This window comes from Rahnella sp. PCH160 (assembly GCF_047784855.1).
GTDB lineage: Bacteria > Pseudomonadota > Gammaproteobacteria > Enterobacterales > Enterobacteriaceae > Rahnella.
The window spans coordinates 3,159,024-3,177,621 of record NZ_JBLOGT010000001.1 but is presented as its reverse complement, the minus strand read 5'-3'; the positions used below and the strand labels follow the sequence as shown (position 1 = coordinate 3,177,621).

General features: G+C 53.0%; 11 protein-coding genes and 1 pseudogene. 6 read left to right on the top strand and 6 right to left on the bottom strand.

Translation table 11 applies throughout. From position 1 onward, the window contains the following. The first annotated feature begins 74 nt into the window (after positions 1-74). The 5 genes from ACM5QY_RS14670 to fhuB all read left to right on the top strand — a co-directional run bounded on the left by ACM5QY_RS14670 (position 75) and on the right by fhuB (position 6,999). Positions 75-668 carry an RNA polymerase sigma factor gene (locus ACM5QY_RS14670; RefSeq protein WP_226790033.1) on the top strand — a complete coding sequence of 198 codons (594 nt, stop codon included), beginning with the start codon at positions 75-77 and terminating at the stop codon, positions 666-668. Continuing rightward, the gene (locus tag ACM5QY_RS14665) at positions 661-1,692 is read left to right on the top strand and encodes a FecR family protein (protein ID WP_416121490.1); all 1,032 of its coding nucleotides are present in this window, start codon (positions 661-663) and stop codon (positions 1,690-1,692) included. The genes ACM5QY_RS14670 and ACM5QY_RS14665 overlap by 8 nt, the downstream gene beginning before the upstream one ends. A gap of 129 nt (positions 1,693-1,821) precedes the next feature. Next, positions 1,822-4,173 (top strand): TonB-dependent siderophore receptor, encoded by a 2,352-nt coding sequence (locus ACM5QY_RS14660; RefSeq protein WP_416121489.1) that lies wholly within the window; start codon positions 1,822-1,824, stop codon positions 4,171-4,173. Continuing rightward, positions 4,173-5,093 (top strand): ABC transporter substrate-binding protein, encoded by a 921-nt coding sequence (locus tag ACM5QY_RS14655; protein WP_416121488.1) that lies wholly within the window; start codon positions 4,173-4,175, stop codon positions 5,091-5,093. Before ACM5QY_RS14660 ends, ACM5QY_RS14655 begins: the two co-directional genes overlap by 1 nt. Then, positions 5,086-6,999 carry a Fe(3+)-hydroxamate ABC transporter permease FhuB gene (gene fhuB / locus ACM5QY_RS14650; protein WP_416121487.1) on the top strand — a complete coding sequence of 638 codons (1,914 nt, stop codon included), beginning with the start codon at positions 5,086-5,088 and terminating at the stop codon, positions 6,997-6,999. The genes ACM5QY_RS14655 and fhuB overlap by 8 nt, the downstream gene beginning before the upstream one ends. A gap of 200 nt (positions 7,000-7,199) precedes the next feature. Here the strand turns inward: fhuB and ACM5QY_RS14645 are convergent, their stop codons facing one another. From ACM5QY_RS14645 to ACM5QY_RS14625, 6 genes and pseudogenes are all read right to left on the bottom strand, one after another. Beyond that, a complete protein-coding gene (locus ACM5QY_RS14645) occupies positions 7,200-12,869 on the bottom strand; it encodes an autotransporter domain-containing protein (protein WP_463366398.1) in 5,670 nt (1,889 codons plus the stop codon). Positions 12,870-13,091: 222 nt separating this feature from the next. Next, a pseudogene (locus tag ACM5QY_RS26505) lies at positions 13,092-13,883 on the bottom strand (S6 family peptidase); the annotation flags it as partial. 575 nt (positions 13,884-14,458) lie between these two features. Then, positions 14,459-15,763 (bottom strand): alginate lyase family protein, encoded by a 1,305-nt coding sequence (locus tag ACM5QY_RS14640; RefSeq protein ID WP_416121485.1) that lies wholly within the window; start codon positions 15,761-15,763, stop codon positions 14,459-14,461. 76 nt (positions 15,764-15,839) lie between these two features. After that, positions 15,840-16,265 carry a nucleoside triphosphatase NudI gene (nudI, locus tag ACM5QY_RS14635; protein ID WP_416121484.1) on the bottom strand — a complete coding sequence of 142 codons (426 nt, stop codon included), beginning with the start codon at positions 16,263-16,265 and terminating at the stop codon, positions 15,840-15,842. 190 nt (positions 16,266-16,455) lie between these two features. Then, positions 16,456-16,683: a YgdI/YgdR family lipoprotein gene (locus ACM5QY_RS14630; protein WP_416121483.1), complete on the bottom strand. Its 228-nt coding sequence runs from the start codon at positions 16,681-16,683 to the stop codon at positions 16,456-16,458. 32 nt (positions 16,684-16,715) lie between these two features. Beyond that, positions 16,716-16,949 (bottom strand): YgdI/YgdR family lipoprotein, encoded by a 234-nt coding sequence (locus ACM5QY_RS14625; RefSeq protein WP_416121482.1) that lies wholly within the window; start codon positions 16,947-16,949, stop codon positions 16,716-16,718. Positions 16,950-17,464: 515 nt separating this feature from the next. On the opposite strand from ACM5QY_RS14625, the gene ACM5QY_RS14620 reads away from it, so the two are divergent. Then, positions 17,465-18,370, top strand: a complete 906-nt coding sequence (locus tag ACM5QY_RS14620; RefSeq protein WP_416121481.1) for a GNAT family N-acetyltransferase — start codon at positions 17,465-17,467, stop codon at positions 18,368-18,370. Positions 18,371-18,598 lie beyond the last annotated feature (228 nt).

Here is an 18,598-nt window from a genome sequence, read left to right as displayed (position 1 = left end):
TAAGGCAAATGAGAGGATAAGGTTAATTTATTTCGAGAATGATTATCATTTGTGAATGAATGATTGTGGGATTTATGTCTAAAATAGGCATCGCAGAAGTTCCCTGTCTTTCATTATCTGAGAATCCAGTGCCGGCTTTCGAGAAATATTACACTGAATTATATCGGTTTATTAACCGTAAGCTTCGTGACCGCGAGCATGCAGAAGACATGGCGCAGGAGACATTTATCCGGGCTTTGTCTGTCACGCAGCCGGTCCGGTCGCACCGGAGTTTGCTGTATCGCATCGCGCGAAATCTGCTGGTCGATCATTATCGCCGCCCCGAACTTCCGCTGGATGAGGCGTCTGAAGAAACCGATGGCGCGCATTTTGCCGCACCGTCTTATCTGCAACCTTACGAACTCATTGAAGAAAATCAGTATAATGCGCTGATGACCCGCACCATCGAAGCCCTGCCGCCACGATGCCGGGAAGCTTTTATCCTGCATCGTTTTGACGGATTGTCGCAAAAGGATGTCGCGAGCCACATGGGAATATCCATCAATATGGTCGAGAAGCATATTATCCGCGCCATGATTGCCTGCCGGAACAGCAATGACGCCTGGCAGCAGGAACATCACGCCCCGAAAGCCGCCGGTCACGCAGAAAAGGATGCCCGCGATGAATAACATCTCTGATGCGCAGATGTCCGCCAGCGAACAGGCCGCGCGGTGGCTGAGCCGGCAACAGGCCGGTTTGTCGGCACGCGAGCAGCGCGAGTTTACTGACTGGCTCTCGCAGGGCGAAAATGCCGGGGAATTTCAGGCGATGCAGGCCGTGTGGCAGCGGGTCGGAGATTTACCGCAGGAAAATATTGCCCGGTTGCGGGCTTCGCTGCCGGTGAAAAAACCGCAGGTGCGTCATCCTTTCTGGTTTGCCGCCCCGGCTGCCGCGCTGCTTTGCGTGATTCTGATGTGGCCCGCGTGGCAATGGTTTGCGCCGCCGGTCATGACCACCGCGTTCCATACCGGTCGCGGAGAATTAGAACAACTCACGTTGCCCGATGGCACGCTAGTCAGCCTCGATGCCGAAACGCAGTTGCAGGTCGCGTATTTTGCGCAACGCCGCGAAGTCACGCTGATCAAAGGTCAGGCGTATTTTCAGGTGCAACATCTGGAAGATAAGCCGTTCATCGTTTTCAGCGGCCCTTCCCGCGTGACGGTTTTGGGGACGCATTTCAGCGTCCGGTACATTCCGAAATCGATGAGCGGCGACGGCACGGACGTTGCCGTAAGCAGCGGCGCGGTGCGTGTCGGGCCGCGTTCGTGGCTGCAAAATATGCACTGGCGCGTGATGGCTACGCTGCGACAGGATCCGCAAAACCGTCATCTGATGGTGCTTCGCGCTACACAACGGGCGACCAGCGATGCCAGCGGCGCACTGACGCGTCAGGCGTCTGTCGCGCCGGACACAATTGCCGACTGGCGGCAGTCGCGGATTAATTTTAATAACACCCCGCTCAGTCTGGCGCTGGCCGAATTCTCGCGTTACGGCGAAATGCCTTACCACGCGGCCTCGCCGGACGTCGCCGCGCTGCGCATCAGCGGCAGTTTTAACGTTCACCGCCCGGACAGTTTCGTCCGCGCATTACCTAAAGTGTTGCCGGTAAAAATCAGCACACAGACCGGTGAAACGCAAATCTCACGGCGCTGATCGTCACAAAAATTTCCCCCCGCTAAAAAAAGTTTAAAAATTTTCAGGAGACGACGTCAGGGTTTTGGCGTCGGCCTCGTCTTCAGAAAGGATAATGATTCTTATTTGGTTTTTTCTGGGGATAACTGCATGACCATTTCGACGATTTACCAGGGTGCCCGTTTCAAAACCGGCCTGAGCGCCATCGCGCTGGCGGTTTGCTCACCGCTCGCCGTTGCGGCGGCCACGCTCACCGTTTCACTTCCGGCTCAGCCGCTGATCGCTTCGCTCAATACGCTGGCACAGCAGGCGGGCGTGCAGCTGATTGCCGCGCCCGAATCTGTGGCGCAAAAAACGGCACCGTCCGTGAAGGGAACGATGACGCTGGAAGCCGCGCTCGGCCGTGTGCTGCAAGGCTCCGGCCTGAGTTTCAGCATTGAAAATGACACGGTTGTCGTCGCCCCGCAGCCTGCTGCCGGTTCCGATACCATGACGGTGAACGGGCAATCCGGCGCGTGGACCACCGTTCCACAGGAAAGCAATTCCGCCACCAAAACCGACACGCCGCTGCTTGAAGTGCCGCAGTCAGTTTCCGTGGTGACGCGCGAGCGTATGGATCGCCAGAACGTGCAAAGCGTGACGGAAGCACTGCGTTATGTGCCGGGCGTGAAAACGGAAACCTACGGCGTCGATCCGAAAGGCTATGACTGGATTTATATTCGCGGCTTCAATGCCCTGACTACCAACGATTACCGCGATGGCCTGCGTCAGCTCAACAACAGCTACAGCTATTTCCGCACCGAGCCATACGCGCTCGAACGCATTGATATTGTGCGCGGGCCGTCATCCACCCTTTTCGGGCTGGGCGATGCGGGCGGGATTGTGAACCGCGTCAGCAAACTGCCGTCCGCGCAGGGCGTGCATGACGTTCAGGTTGAACTGGGCAATTTCAACCGCCGTCAGGCGCAGTTTGATATGAGCGACAAAATTGACGATGACAGCCACTATCTGTACCGCGTCATTGGCCTCGCCCGCGACAGCGACACGCAATTTCAGTACAAAAACGGGCCGGACGTGGAAGACAACCGCCTGTATCTCGCGCCGTCGTTTACCTGGCTGCCAGACGATCAGACCAGCCTGACCCTGCGCGCGGATTACCTGCGTGATACCTCCGGCGGCACCATTTCCGTGCTCACCAAACCGGGCGGCAACGTCACCGACACCCTGCTCGGCGATTACAACTACAACCATTTCCGTCAGGAACAGTTCACCGTGGGTTATGAACTGAGCCATCAGTTCAACGACATTTTCCAGGTGCGTCAGAACGTGCGCTACGGCCAGACCGACACCATTCTTAACAACCTGCTGCCAGGCAATGTCAATTTCACCACCGGCACCGTGTCGCGTAACGCCATCCGTTTTGATGAACACATGCGCGCGTTCAATATGGATAACCAGTTGCAGGCTGATTTCGCCACCGGTCCGGTGACACACCGCCTGCTGACCGGGCTGGATTACAGCCGCCTCGACGGCAATGCCAAACGTTTTGGCGCAGCCGCTCCGGCACTGGATATCTACAATCCGGTGTACGGGCTGGATATCGCGGATCCGACTTACGCGCTCAATGACAACGATCAGACCACCGCACAGCTCGGCGTTTACATGCAGGATCAGGTTTCCCTGACGCCAAAATGGCTGCTGACGTTGGGCGGCCGTCATGATGACGTGAGTATGCGTACCGAAAATAACCTGACCGACACCACAAGCTGGGTGGACAAAGGCGCCTGGACCGGGCGCGCCGGTCTGACCTATCTGGCCGAAAACGGACTTGCGCCGTACATCAGCTACGCCGAATCTTTCGTGCCAAACAGCGGCACCGACAGCAAGAACCGTACGTTTGATCCGAGCCAGGCGCACCAGTATGAAGTTGGCGTGAAATATCAGCCGGATCCGGCGCTGCTGATGACGCTGGCGGCGTTCGATATCACCAAAAGCAACGTGCTCACCAATGAGATCGTGAATAACGTGATCACCGGGTATCAGGTGGCGTCCGGCGAAGTGCGTTCGCGCGGTATCGAAGCCGAAACCACGGTGAAGCTGACGGAGAATCTGGATGCGCTGGCGTCGTACACCTACACCGAAACGGAGATCACCAAGAGCAACAACGGCGATCGCGGCAAACAACAGGCTAACGTGCCGAAACATATGGCATCGACCTGGCTGAACTACGGTTTCCATCAGGGTGTGCTCGACGGCCTGCTGCTCAGCACCGGCGTGCGTTATGTCGGCAGCATGTATGGCGATAACGCCAACACCATTCCGGTGAAGAACTTCGCGCTGGTGGATGCGGGTGCGAAATATCAGGTGAACCAGCATGTGACGGTCGGATTCAACATTCAGAACCTGTTTGATCACCACTATGTCGGCACCTGTGACGACGACACCAGTTGCTATCCGGGGCAGGAACGGACGTTTATCGGCTCGCTGAAATACAGCTTCTGATGTCCGCTTTTTTACTCAGTCGTCGAGACTGTCTGAAAGCGTTGCTGGCGCTGCCGTGGGTGAATGCCCCGGCGGCGCTGGCCGCTTCATCCCGGTTCGTAACGACAGGCGCAGATCGTATTATCGCGATTAACTGGCTGGCGGCGGAAACCCTGCTGTCACTGGGCATTGCGCCGCTGGCCGTTTCCGATGTGGGTTATTTCCACCGCCGGATTGCCGAACCCGTTTTACCGGAAAATGTGCAGGATATCGGCCCGTACTGGGAACCGAATATCGAGCTTATCGCCGCCCTGAAACCCTCGCTGATCCTCAGCGATAGGATCGCGCCCGCCCTTCTCGACAGCCTGCAACGCATCGCGCCGGTGCAGGTCGTTTCGGTCTATCCCGCAGCGGGCGATCTTTGGCTGGCATTAGTCAGTTTCACTGCTGCTCTGGGCAAAACATTCTCCGCATCCGCGCAGGCGGCGCAGCTGACAGACCACGCCACCCGCACTCTCCGTGACGGCCAGCAACGGCTCAGCCACGCGGCCGGTCAGCGGATCCTGGTGGCGGTGCGCAGTCAGGACGGCAAATACGCCACAGTGTATGGCCGGAATAGCCTGCCGGACGTCATTCTTACCCGCCTCGGCCTGAGTAACGCCTGGACGCAGCCGGTTGGCGCGATGGGCACGGCAAACGTCAGCGTTGAAAAGCTGGCGTCATTGCCCGCTGACTGGCTGTTTTACACCGAGTTACCGACGACGCTGACGCAGGTTTCCCGCCTGCGCCAGCCGGACGGATTATGGCAACAGCTGCCGCTGGTCGCGGGCGGATGCGCACGGGAACTGACGCATTTCTTTCCGTTTGGCGGCCTGACGACGGCCACCAGTCTGGCGCAGCACATCACGACAGCGCTCACGGAGCCTGATTCTCATGCGTAAATTTTCCCCGTTGCCCTGGCTGATTATCCTGCCGCTGGCGCTGCTGTGCGCCCTGCTGTTAATCAGCAATCTCGGTCGCCTTCATGCCGGTAATCTGCCTTCCACGGCCAGCCTGTTACTGCATTACAGTTTTCTGCCACGACTGGCGACCGGCGCGCTGGCGGGCATGGCGCTGGCGACAGCTGGTTTGCTTTTTCAGCAGGTTCTGCGCAATCCGCTGGCGGAACCGGCCACTTTGGGCATTGCCGCCGGTGCCAATCTGACGATGTCGGCGGGCATTATCGTTTTCCCCGGTTTACTGGTTTTCGGCCTGACGAATTTGGCGCTGGCCGGTGCGGCGCTGACCGCGCTGGTGCTTTATCTGCTGATCGCCCGTCAGGGGCTGGATCCGCTGAAAATCATTCTGACCGGCATGGTCATCAGCCTGTACGGCAATTCCGTGAATACGCTGATGGTGTTGTTTAATCATGATTATCTGAGTGATTTATTCAGCTGGCAGGCCGGTTCTCTGAACCAGAACGGCTGGCCGGTCGCGCAGTTTTTACTGTTGCCGGTGCTGTGTCTGATGGCGGGAAGCGCGCTGCTGGCAAGGCCGCTGATGCTGATCGGTCTGTCAGATCAGAGCGCCGGCGCGCTGGGCGTTTCGGTGGTGAAAATCCGCATCGCCACGCTCGCCGTTGCCGTTGCGCTCAGCGCGCTCATCACCAGTCAGGTCGGCATCATCAGTTTTATCGGGCTGGCCGCTCCGGCACTGGTGCGTCTGGCGGGCGTCCGGCGCTTCACGCATCAGCTGATTTGCGTGCCGCTGACCGGTGCCGGGCTGCTGACCGCCGTCGATCAGCTGGCGCAATTTCTCTCACCCGCAGGCGGGGATTTGCCGACCGGTGCGCTCGCCGGATTACTCAGCGCGCCGCTGATGCTGATGTTGCTGTTCCGCCAGCGCAATCCGTATATCGCCCCGCAAACGTTGAGCATGCCGGTGTTACGCACGCTGACGCGCCGCCGGATTGCCGTTCTGCTGCTGATGCTGGCGGGCGGCATCGCGCTTTCGCTGTTCGTCAACCGCACGCCCGACACCACGGCAGCAGTCGGTTCACTTCTGCAATGGCGCTGGCCGCGGATGCTCGGTGCGCTCAGCGCGGGCGCGATGCTGGCGGTAGCCGGTGTGCTGATCCAGCGCCAGAGCGGCAATCCGCTGGCAAGCCCGGAACTGCTGGGTATCAGCAGCGGCGCATCGCTGATGGTGGTGTTGCTGGTGATCCTGTTCAACCAGCCGCTGTCGCAGCTTTTCCCCGCCGCGCTGGCGGGCAGTTTGCTGGCAATTTTCACACTGTTTATGTTCGGCATGCGCTCGCGTTTCCAGCCGCAACCGATGGTGATGGTCGGGCTGTGTCTGACCAACCTGAGTATGGCGCTGAGCATGTTGTTGCTGATGAGCGGCGACCCGCGCGCGATGATGCTGCTCAACTGGAGCACCGGATCGACCGCCGGAATCACGCCTGAACGCGCAATGTGGGGCGCGGGACAGGCGCTGATGCTAATCCCGCTGGCGTTGTTATTGCAGCGCTGGATTACGTTGCTGAGCCTCGGACAGCAGACCACGCGGGCGCTCGGTGCCGGTGTGCGCCGCAGTAATATGCTGATTTTACTGCTCGCCGCCGCGCTGACCGCAGGCGGCACGCTGCTGATTGGCCCGCTGAGTTTTGTCGGCCTGATTGCGCCGCAGCTCGCCCGCTACAGCGGTGCAAACCGTTTTCGTGCGCAATGCCTGCTCGCCGCGCTGTATGGCGGATTGCTGATGGTGATCGCCGACTGGCTGGGTCGCAATATTGCCTGGCCGTGGCCGGTATCAGCCGGAATGCTCTGCGCATTGCTCGGGGGCCGTGGTTTCTGTGGGGTCTGGTGAGGCGGTAGGACCGCAGCGGGCGGTTTAGGCGCCAGCCGCTGAGCAATCACCGCACATGAAAAACCGAAATTTTCCCGGTTCCGATCCTGAGCCCCATCATGGCAAGTGATAACCCGTCCCCGTGATGCCCGTTTGGGCTCGCTACCCCAAAAAAATGGGGCTGCCATTCCTCCGGCAGCCCCTGAAACTGATTTAAAAAATCAGAAATTATACTTAACCCTGATCATCCCCTCCTGCGACTGATACCCTTGCTGATTACTTCCCGTGTAGCTGAACGACGTACTCAATCGCGGTGTGAATTTAACGTCCACGCCCGCTTCATACTCAACGATGTCCCGCCCTAATGTATCGCTTTCAACAGTAAACACAGTGCCGTCATTACTGGCGACAGTGCCCTTGTTGTTGTTCATCAGTTCATGGCGATAGGTCACTTTAAACGCAGGGGTCACTTGCGTATTGCCCCAGGTCAGATCGTGGGAAATCTTAACCCCGACATTCGGTTGCAGGCTGTCGTAGCGGTTTGCGTCGCCGCGCACTTTCATCCTGTCGATAACCTTTCCATAAAGTTCGTTATCCGACGACATATGTTCATCGTAGCCGGAATAGAACACGTTCAGACTGTCGATACCGATTTGCGGCACGAGAGTGGTATCACCAAACCGTATCGCCCAATTGGCGCTCAGCCCGGCCGAAATGGCATTGCCGGTGATGTCACTTTGCCCTTCGCCCAGGTTCAGACCACTACTGTTAACTTCACGCGTCACCTCTGTCGCGGCGTGGGTGTAACCCAGAGAACCGGTCAGGACTACGCTGTCCAGTTTTTGTGAGGCAAATACATTCACCGCGTAACGATCGGCTGAGGCTGATGATCCGTCGCCTGACAGGTCGAAGTCTGAATAATCCACAGAAACACCCACGCGCGTGTTGCCCATTTCCGTGTATCCACCAATGGAAATTCCATCCACTTTGGCATTGCCATTTCCAGCCATGACGCTGCCGTTGCTCATGTGCGGCATGATCCACATGGCGTCATCGTGGTAGCAGGAACCTGACAAATCGCAGGCAAATTTGCCACCAGACGCCGCAGACCAGTCAACCTGCGCCATGCTCCATTCCGTGGGCTTTTGCATGCCAAGGGACAGAAGCTGAACATCGTAGGCATGAAGATTACTCGGGTTAATCACAAATGTCGGTTGCGGTGGCACTGGGTCCGTTGGCTCGACCGGTACGACCGGGTCCGTTGGGTCTACCGGTATTACCGGGTCCGTTGGGTCAACCGATGGCGCAGTAGTCGTTAATGTGACATCCCTTGAACCGTAACTTAACTGCTGATCAACCCCTTCAATCCCCCCGTTTAATGAAGCAAACTCGCCTTCGATGCCTCCCTGCGCTGTCAGGAAAACATAGGATTGCGGTGTATACGTTCCCGGCGCATAAATCATCTGCAATCCGCCATCAAGCGAGGCATGGCCGGTGATCCCCAATACCGATGCGCCTTCCAGCGGGTCTATATCAATGAGTAACCACGAATCTGCCGTCTGGGTATAGTTACCGGATACGCGCAAGCTTTTGCCCGCACCAGCAGGGCGAACTTTCCCGCTGTTATACAGATCGCCGCCCACGGTGCCGTATCCCTGAAGCATACCGCCGGAATTCACCTGTACATCACTGGCGAGCGAGGCCCAGTCGTGCTGCGCATCGCCAATTTCCAGGATCCCCTCTTCAACCAATGTTTCCTGATTGAAGGTGTTGACCTTATTAAGCGTCAGTTTGCCGCTGCCGCGCTTCACCATCTGTCCGGCGGTTCCGCTTAACAAGGTGTCCGGCGTCATATCGCCCTCAGCAGCAAAAACAAGGCGGCCACCGTTAATAGCAATTTCACCCGCAGGCGTGGACTGTGCCTGACTGACGATCATATCGCCCAGATTCAGTTCCAACAGGCTGTTCCAGAGGTGGTTATCGCCGCTCAGGGTCAGTGTTTTATCACCCTGCTTCACGATTTTACCGCCCGTTTCACTGATCAGATCTGCCGCCAGCGTGGTGTCTTCCGACGATGAGAAGCTCAGCTTGCTGTTGTTTTTCACCCGCAGCGAGCCATCAAACGTAGAGGTATCGCCAAAGAGAGACACGCCCTGACTGCCTGAAATATTCAATGTGCCGCTGCCTGCCAGCCCACCGTAAATATTCAGACCGGACTTCTCGCCCAGCAATGTCCCCTGCGTGGCTACGTTCATTACACCATCAATACGCTGGTTTTGCGCGGTGCTGTTCGATGTCAGAACGCCACCGTCGAAGGTCACGCCATTGAGCAAATCGTAACCGTTCTGATCGAGCGTAGCGGTGTTCGCCAGCGTAACAATGTTTGCGATATCACCCAGCGCCTGGCTGTTGCCGAGGAGTGTTTTCCCGCCAGAGAGCGCCACATCACCGGTAAAGGTGTTGCTGGCCGCCAGCGTCAGGTCGTCTGCGCCCTGTTTGTTCAGGTGGATTTTCTGGCCGCTGATCGTGCTGTTGAGTGTGCCGCTTTGCAGATTGAGCGCTGACCAGCTGTTGGCGTCAGAAGAGGTAATCTCAGAACCCGCCGCATTCGCTTTAATATTCAGCGTGCCGCTGTGACCGTGCAGATCGACGATACTGCCTGCCGCCAGATTGCTGAAACTGACGTTGCTGTCGCTGTTGAGTTTCAGCGTACCCGCCGTCATACGGATATCACCGCCTGTCGCCGCCGTGGTGCTGCCCAACGTCAGCGTGCCGTCCTGAACATCCAGTTCGTTGGTGTAAGCGCGGTTATCGCCGGTGAGCGTCAGGTTTTTAGCGCCGGTTTTAACGGCTTTGCCGGTGCCTTCATTCGCCAAATTTGCCGCAAGTGTGGTGTCCTCAACCGGGCTGAGATACAGCTTACCGCCGGTTTTCAACAACAGATTGCCGGTGAATGCAGTGGTATCACCATAGAAGGAAACCCCCGGAGCACCTGTAATATTCAGCGCACCACCGCCCGATATTGAACCGTAAAGACCCAGGTTAATGCCAAATGACCGGTTGTTGCCATTCAGGGTGCCGCTGGTATCTACACGCAGCGCACTGCGCAACGTGGCACCACTGCCGCCACCATTACCATTTGTACCGGAAGCAATCGTACCGCCATCAAGAACGATCGTTTTGGCCGACCCGGCGTCTTGTTTAACATCACGCAATTCTAAAGTGGTATTATTACCCACCGTCATCGAACCACTGCCGCTGAGTTGGCCGTTGTTCCCGGTCCAGTTAACTTTGCTGTTATTAAAGACGATGTCGCCATTTTCAAATGAGTTGGTCGAAAATTGGGTATAGGTATCGTTTACGGTCAGGCGGTGGTCATTGAGCTGATATTTGCCCACCGTCGTCAGGCTTGAAGTCCCGTTAAAGGTTGCCGTGCTGTCATCACTCAGGCTGATCCCGTCAAGAGTGATCGCCCCGTCTTTACTGTTTATTAAGGAACCTGACGCCAGGTTGAGAGTATTTGATAAGTTAATACCATTGATATCAAGAATGGCGTTTTTTGCCACAGTCACGATATTGGTTACCGCACCAAAAGCCAGATTGCTACCCGCGAGGGTTTTTCCAGCAGATAACAGAACATCCCCGGTAAAGGTGTTCATGCCGCCAAGCGTCAATACACCCGCCCCTGATTTAATCAGATGTATATCTGCGCCTGAGATCAGGCTGTTCAGCACTGAACTCTCATCTGTTTGCAGATTTAAGGTTGAGGAATGTGTTTTATCAGAAGAGAGAATTTTTGAATTTATCGAGCCTGATTCCATATTCAACGTAACGCTGTGGCCGTTAAGATCGATAACCCCGCCGTCTTCTAATATCACATGCGAGTTTTTATCAATGGCATTATCCACACCTAATTTCAGCGTTATATCGCTTTTGCGCGATAACAGATTGTCACTGTTGTAACCGCGTACCGTCACATTGCTATTCAGATCGTTGACAGTATTTAGCGTGATAACACCACCCTCGTTGTCCTGGGCATCGACGGTAAGATGACTACCTTCTGTAAGCACGCTGTTGACTAACACATCACCACCACCGGAGAAGTAATATCCCGTCTGTGTCGGCTTCAGTGTGTTATTCAGCGCCAGCGTTTCCCCTGCCAGCGCCCCGATTGCCAGATGCTGGAAATCGCTCATGTCATAGTTAAAATTATCAGCCGTGTTGAAGCTAATCATTCCAGCAGACTCAAGGGTCACATTCCGCAGGACGTTGCCCCCTGCTACAGCGCCATAATTGACATTCAGACGACCATTGCCCAGCGAATTTTCGTAGTCGGTAATCAGGTTAATCCCACGTCGGAGATCGATATTTCCCACCCAGTTTTCATTGGCACTGGCGATATGGACTGTACCTATGCTTTGTCCATTCCCCAGATACAGCGATGAGCCGCTTGACGGGAGGTAGCCGTTAATTTTGACTTTTCCGTTACCACCACCCAGATAAAGATCCTGCGCACCCTGCGTCAGATTCTGCCCGGCTACACCGAGTTCAAGATTAGAACTGCTTCCTAAATAAAGATCTTTTGTCAGCAGAGACATCATGTCTGCAGACGTAATGGCCCCGGTCAGGGCAAGCACGCCACGGGAGGAGTCCGAGATTTTGTCCAGAATAGTGACAAGGCTATTGGTGTTATTCCCCACATCCAGCACACCAGCTTCAGTAATCGTCCAGCCATCAGTCTGCGTCCCAAGACTTGCCAAAGTTTCAGTAATAACCCGGCCCGATGAGATAAGATTACTGCCCGTCAGGGTATTAAGGCCGGTCAGATACAGCGTGCCTAGCCCTTCTTTGAGGATATGACCCGAACCACTTAACGCCGCGTTGATTTGCACGCGGAACGCCTCTTCAGGGGTCACTTTAAGAACAGAATTCTTACCGGTAAGATTCACGCGGCCATCAAGATACGCCCCTTCTTTAATACCCTGTTCGCTGCTGCTCAGCTCGCCACCGGACGTCATCACTATTGAAGAGCTGTCGTCCAGCACGAAGTTCCCCCGAGCCATCGCGTTGCGGCCCACGGTAAACTGGCTGCCGGTTAAATTGACCAGGCTATCGCCGAGATCAAAAGACGCTGTTTCATACTGCGTGGGGTCGATATATCCCCCGGCATGTAAAGTATAGGCACCCTGCACGGCCAGATTGCCGCTGAGAATATCCATCCCACCGCGGGTATTTACGTTGCCTTTTAGCGTCCAGGAAGAGCCCGCTGTACCCGGTGCATAGACCAGATGCAGCAAACCTTTACCCGCCGAACCGCCGTCAAAGAAATTGCCGAGATAGGTTTTCGGGCCGCTGCCGGTAAAGGTGAAGTTAGAGAGTGTATTGGCATGGCTGTTACCAAACGTTGCGCCATTATCCATATGGATAATATCGTTCCAGGTCAGGGACTGGCCGTAAAGATCGAGTACCCCGCCACGCGTGCCGAACCCGACCTGAGTGCCATCAAGTTGATCGGCAGCCCCCAGACGAACAATCGCTCTGCCACTGCTGATATGGATCACATCAGCTGCGTGGCCACCAAGGCGTTGCAGAATAGTGAGGCCATCCCCGACATACAAACTGGCATGGTTTACACCGCTGCCCGCAATCACCAGTGTCCCAAGACCCACTTTGCGCCAGATATCGCTCGCGCTGCCGGTCAGGTTGCTGAGGACCGTGGCACCGACGTTAATGATGTAGCCTGCCGTGTTCATACGCCGGCTGCTGTCGCCACCGTCAGAGAGCGTGTAATTAGAATTAAAGGTGAGTGAACCTGCGCCGAGGTCAAAATTTTGGGCCGTCAGCTGGAGCGTTCCGCCTGCCCCGCCGAGGATCAGGTTTTTATTACTCATGAAATCTTCATTGCCCCGGGCAGAAGCGGCAATATCGGTACGGATACCGTGATAGCGAATGATGTCACCGTTGAGCGTGAAGTCCCCTTCCCCGGTGTTAATATCCTGGTCACCGACATAAATAATATCTGAGGAGTTCGATGTCGCTATTGCCGGATCGTTGAAACTATCAATTATTTTTTGTGTCCATTCTGGGGCTGACTTGAGAAAAGTCCATTTATTATAGCCCCCACCAGAACCTGCTGAGTTAATACCTAAAAATTTCCAACTTTGAGATTTTGTATCCCACCCCCATATACCGCTACCACTATCACCAGATAACGTACCTACATCAAGTGGCGTTATTTGATTGACAGGCAGCAAGAAAGACAAAGTATAAACATCGCCAGAATAGCTTTTCCCGTTAACAATATTAAACCCACCTGCCAGCGGACCGTAGTCAAGGTAAGTAGCCTCTCCGACGGCTGTCGCAATAGCAAGATAACCACCACCAGTACGCGCGATAAGAAGCCCAGATTTAAATTGACTGGTATCGGTAAAGAGTTCTGCGGGTGCAACATCGGTGGCAATAGTTCGTTGACGAACCAGTTTATAATCATCTCCGGCGTCTACCTCGTATGCACGCTTTGTCACTTCATTCATAAGCGTATAGCTGTTTGCGTTATCCGCACCGCTAAATAGAGTCGCATCTAACTGCTGAAATTCCTTCGCAAACGACGCCTCGCTGGTATAGTCAACATGCCCTGCCGTTGCGGTAACCTGGGGATCTATTAATGTCTGAAACCCACCGTCATTACTGGCAGAAAAATCAGGCATCACATTAATGATTCCACTTAAAGAACCATCCAGGTGATAAATAGGAATATTTGTCGCACCGGGTGTGAAAGGCCCTCTATTTTCGCCAAAATCACGATAAACCTGAACACTAATATCATCACGAATTAATGCCGAATAGGCTGGATTTATTTGCCCGGTCAATATTAGAGAAGCAAGTAGTTTCTTTTTGAATTGCATTTTGTTTATCCTTAAACACACGAAAAACCCGCTCCGCAATATGTCAGGGAGCAAAGAGAGAGGCGATTTATTAAATCCCAACGAAAATAATACTACAAACATAAAGCAATTGTAACGTTATACGTTTTGAATTTCCGCCGTCCCAAACTCATTGAATAAATATTTCATATGGTAATTAACACGACATACTAAATATTAATATCACTTACATTTAATAGCAGTCTGTGGAACCAATAAAACCTTCATTAATCATCCGCGGGGAATAAAAAACAGGAGAATAAAAAAACACATCATAACTGCGATTAAATAATTTGTACTCGCAATGAACGTGCGGAAAATTAAAAATAAAGACGCATCAGTACGGCTTTATTTAAATGGTCACGAATCACTTTGATTTTAAAAATGCTCCTGGCCACTTTAAGAACGACATTGAACGAGGAGTAAGAAACGGCGAGATTTTTTTCGTGCAGATTAGAACCTGAAGCAAAAGGACCGCACAGCGGCGGGTTTTGCGCTGGCTTAAAAGCTTACCCCAATGCCTGGTTCAGGCCATCACCCGCACAAGCGTTGAATCCCTACTTTGCAAAAGCAGGCAGCGAAAGCAACCACGTCTCGCGCTCAGCCTCCATCACCGCGCCGCGCGTCACATCCTCATGATATCCGCCCGAGGCCGGTTTAACCGCAGGCGGCAGGTCAAAGGTGGCGCGGCGAATCTGCTGTTCGTAACGTTTATCGCCGGTGCCGTTATCCGCCCACGAAAGCAGCGGCACAGGCCGCACACGGATTTGGTCAATGGTTTTATACGGCCACGGCACGGCAGGGTCAGTGTAACGCGCCATAAAATCCAGCGAGGTCAGCAGCCCGCCGCCCTGAGGCGTTTTGTAGTGCCAGAGGTCGATACCGTTTTTTTGCGCCAGCACCGCCATCATGCTGATCGCCTGCAAATTGAAATAGCTGTAATGAAAAGAACGGGTGCGCGCCAGTTCGGCAGGCTGCGTACCGTCGGGTTTGAGCTGAATATCCAGCTTACTTTTCATCAGCTTCGCCATATCCCGGATTACCGCCTTATCACCGAGATACCACGCAATGCCGGACACCTGCGTGACATACCAGTTGCCGTGATTATTCTGCGTACGCCCTTCTTTTTTGGCGATTTTGCTGCCCTGCAGCCAGGTCAGATAATCCTGCATCCAGACGCGGATTTGTTGGTCATCATGGTCTGTCCAGGCCGGATTCCCGTGCAGTAAAACCAGAGAATCCACAATGCGCGTGGAGAAATAACGCCCGTCCAGCACACCCGCATTTCGTCCGGCAGAAATCCCCGGCACGCCCTGCGCGAAATTAAGATTCGGGTTCATGCGTGTTTCAGGTGTGATAAACCACGCACGCAGCAGGCTGGCGGCTTTATCAGCATATTTCTGCTCACCGGAGAAATACCAGGCCAGCGTCAGGTTTTGCACGCGGGCGGTAAAATCCGCCAGCCGCACGCCGTCACTCTGATCGTTTTTGCTGGCCGGATTGACGTGCCCGTCTTTACGGATCCACGGCAGACCGTCTGATTTACTGTCATCCGGCCACCAGTAAGCGCTCAGGCTGAGGTAATCGTGTTTCGAACCGGAGGGCGGCGTCATGCCTTTATCGGTCACGCTCAGATTGGGCTTCTTCAGCGCGGAATCTGCCGCTGCCAGTAAATAATGGTAGGCATCCGCCGTTTGCGGCGCAGCGGTGTTGTCATGTAACTGCTGGCGCACCACATTTAACTGCGCAGTATTGAGGAACGCGGGTTGTGTATCAGCCAGGGCGGCGGCGGAAGTCAGCAACATTGCAATGGCAGTCGTCGCTTTGCGAACATCAGATTTTCGGCACGGCAATAACGTCATGTTTTCTCCCGATACGGTGTTTTTGCGCACTGAAGACAACCGGTAAATGCATGAACGCGGATCCACATCTTTACCGTTAAATCAGCCCGCGCTGTTTTAGCGTAATTCGCGTCGCTTCATTTAAATCGTACCCCGGAAGATCGTCCTTGTGCACCCAGGCATATGTTTCAAATTCTTCATTGAGGGTGATCTCGGTGTTCTTGGCCTGACAGGTGAAAATCAGGTAAATCATGTAGATTTCTTCTTTTTTGCCATCCGCGTAATTCTTTATGCGGATATCATCGCGGAACGTCCACGGGGTGATATGCGTGAGTTCCAGCGCGTCGCCTAACTCTTCCCGCACTTCGCGCAGCAATGCCTGCTCAACGGTTTCGCCCGGTTCCATTCCTCCACCGGAAAGCGCCCACTGGCCGGGAAAAACACCGCGCCCGGAAGCCATTTTACACAGCAGATACGTCCCTTCGTGTTCAATCAACGGACAAACGATGGTTCTTTGACGCATGATGACTTTCCTTGTTTTGAGATTTTGTTTTGAGAATATTGCGCGCGGTAAAAAATACCATACTCCGCAGATGCATTGGCGGGCGTCGGAAAGAGTTGAGAGATGCTGCGCAAAATAGCCGCCGGACTGGCAATAAAAAAACCTGCTTTAACAGCAGGTTTTTAAGAAAAAATAACCAGACACACCGGACTTATTTAGGCAATTCCGTGACCTGTTTCACTTCTGATTTATTGATCTGCTGTTTCACACCATTGGCATCCGTAAATTCAAGCAATCCGGTAGGCGCTTCTTTTGGCTTACCGTCGCTGATGATGGTTCTCGCGTCATTGGTCTGAATGGCATAACTCGTCCGCGTGCAGCCCGATAAGGCGGCGACACTGATTAATGCGGCTAAGGGCAAAAGCAAGGTCCTGTTCATCTTTATCTCCTGTCTACCGGTTGTTGAGCAACTCAGTTATCCAGCTCGCTCATGTTTTTAACCTGATCACGGTTAATCTGCTCAGTCTTTCCTGTCTCAGCGTTTTTGTACGATACCAGGCCGGTATCGCTGTCAACCTGAGGTTTCCCGTCCGTGACGATGGTTTTTCCGTCCGTGGTTTTAATCGCCTGATTCGATGCACACCCGGCTACGAATAAAATGGAAACCGCAGCCAGCGACGCGGCAATAAGGGTATTGTTCTTCATGTGTTCCCTCCTGAATTAGTGTTGTGACTTAGGAATTATTGTATTAAGTATAAGTCATGATTTCGGATCCTTTTTGAAATTCAGACAAACGGAAGTTTTTCTATCGTTGTATGTATATTTTTTCACTTAGAGAACCCCATCACGAATCAGGTTTCGATTTCAATCCGAAGTTGTGCCGGTAGGGTAGTTAGCCTTTAAACGGACAACTATCAGGTTCTGATTATCAAGAGTGAAGTAGGGGAAATTAATATTCTTTTGTGCCAGATAAAAATAAAAACGATGTGATTCCTTTATGGTTAGCAATGATTCCATATGCGTTATGAATACCCTATTTTCCATGAGTTACTTTTTTCATCTCATTGTCATATGTCACAACATATCTCCTAATAATTAACATAAATTCAAACGATCGGTAAAAACGATCAATCTTCTGAAATTGATCGTCTATACCCGTTTGTATAGTGAAATTAATATCTTCATTCTGCAGACACTTAAAAACTCAAGAATTGAATTCAATGTTCATCACGAATCTACTTGGCTGGGAAGAAGGCACTCTGAAAGAATATCAAGAGTGTTATAATTTATACGGTGGGAACTTCTCAACTCATCCAGACGTTATTGAGTTACAACGTCAACTTCTAAATATTGATGCCCGGTACTTTATAAGAGCGGATAAAAAAGGTTCTATGCAGGGTGGGATCTGTGTATGGGGTGCGAAAATGCTTGCCAATGACTATGATTCAAAGTGTTTCACTCATCAGTTATCTTTACCCGTAGCCAAAGATGAGCTCATATTGCCCATCAGCAATAGTCGTAGTTTCATATTGCCATTCAAGAGCAAAATAATTTCATCGATTCATCGCGCTTCAATTATTAATACAACTTACACCGTCAACTCACAACGACATATCTGCATAGCTAAAGACGTTGATAAACTGTCCATCAAAACCAGACAAACACGAAAAAAAGAGTTTAGAACTTTTCTCGCGCAGGGTGGAGAAGTTCATCGTGTTGAGGATTTCTCTGCCACAGAACTTGTAGAAATATATTCAGCTCTATTCTTCAAAAGAAGATTAAGCAAGATTAACCATAAGACAGAACTTGCCCATTTTTTAGATGTTTTAAAAAAACACACCTTCGGTTCAATATTATTTATTGATAACTCGCCAGTTGCCTTTCAACTCATTATGAAGGCTGAAAGTCCCGATATTATTTCTTACGACTATATTAATATAGGACTGGATACATCTTATTCTAAACTCTCCCTCGGCACCGTTATTACCTGGTTAAACATTAATGAAGCCAGCGAAGAATGCCAACGAAAAGGTAAGAAAATGAGGTTTTCGTTTGGTAAACCCACCGCAGATTATAAGAATCGCTGGTGTCTTCAGGAACCCCTTGGCAGGACAATTACCCTCTAATTTGTCAATACGTCCCCCCCCGTCAGGGCAGATGAAAAGGTTTACGGCGTATTCTACATTCACTGTCGGGTATTTTGGTCAAACCCGAGCCCTTAGCAACCCAGGTTGCAGGCCGGGGTTACTATTAAAACGCGCTGACATTCTGTCGCATAATCCGTATCATAGCCCCATAAATCAGCATGCTGAACAAGAAACTCGCGTTATAGGTTCTGCCCCTATAGTGCCCCT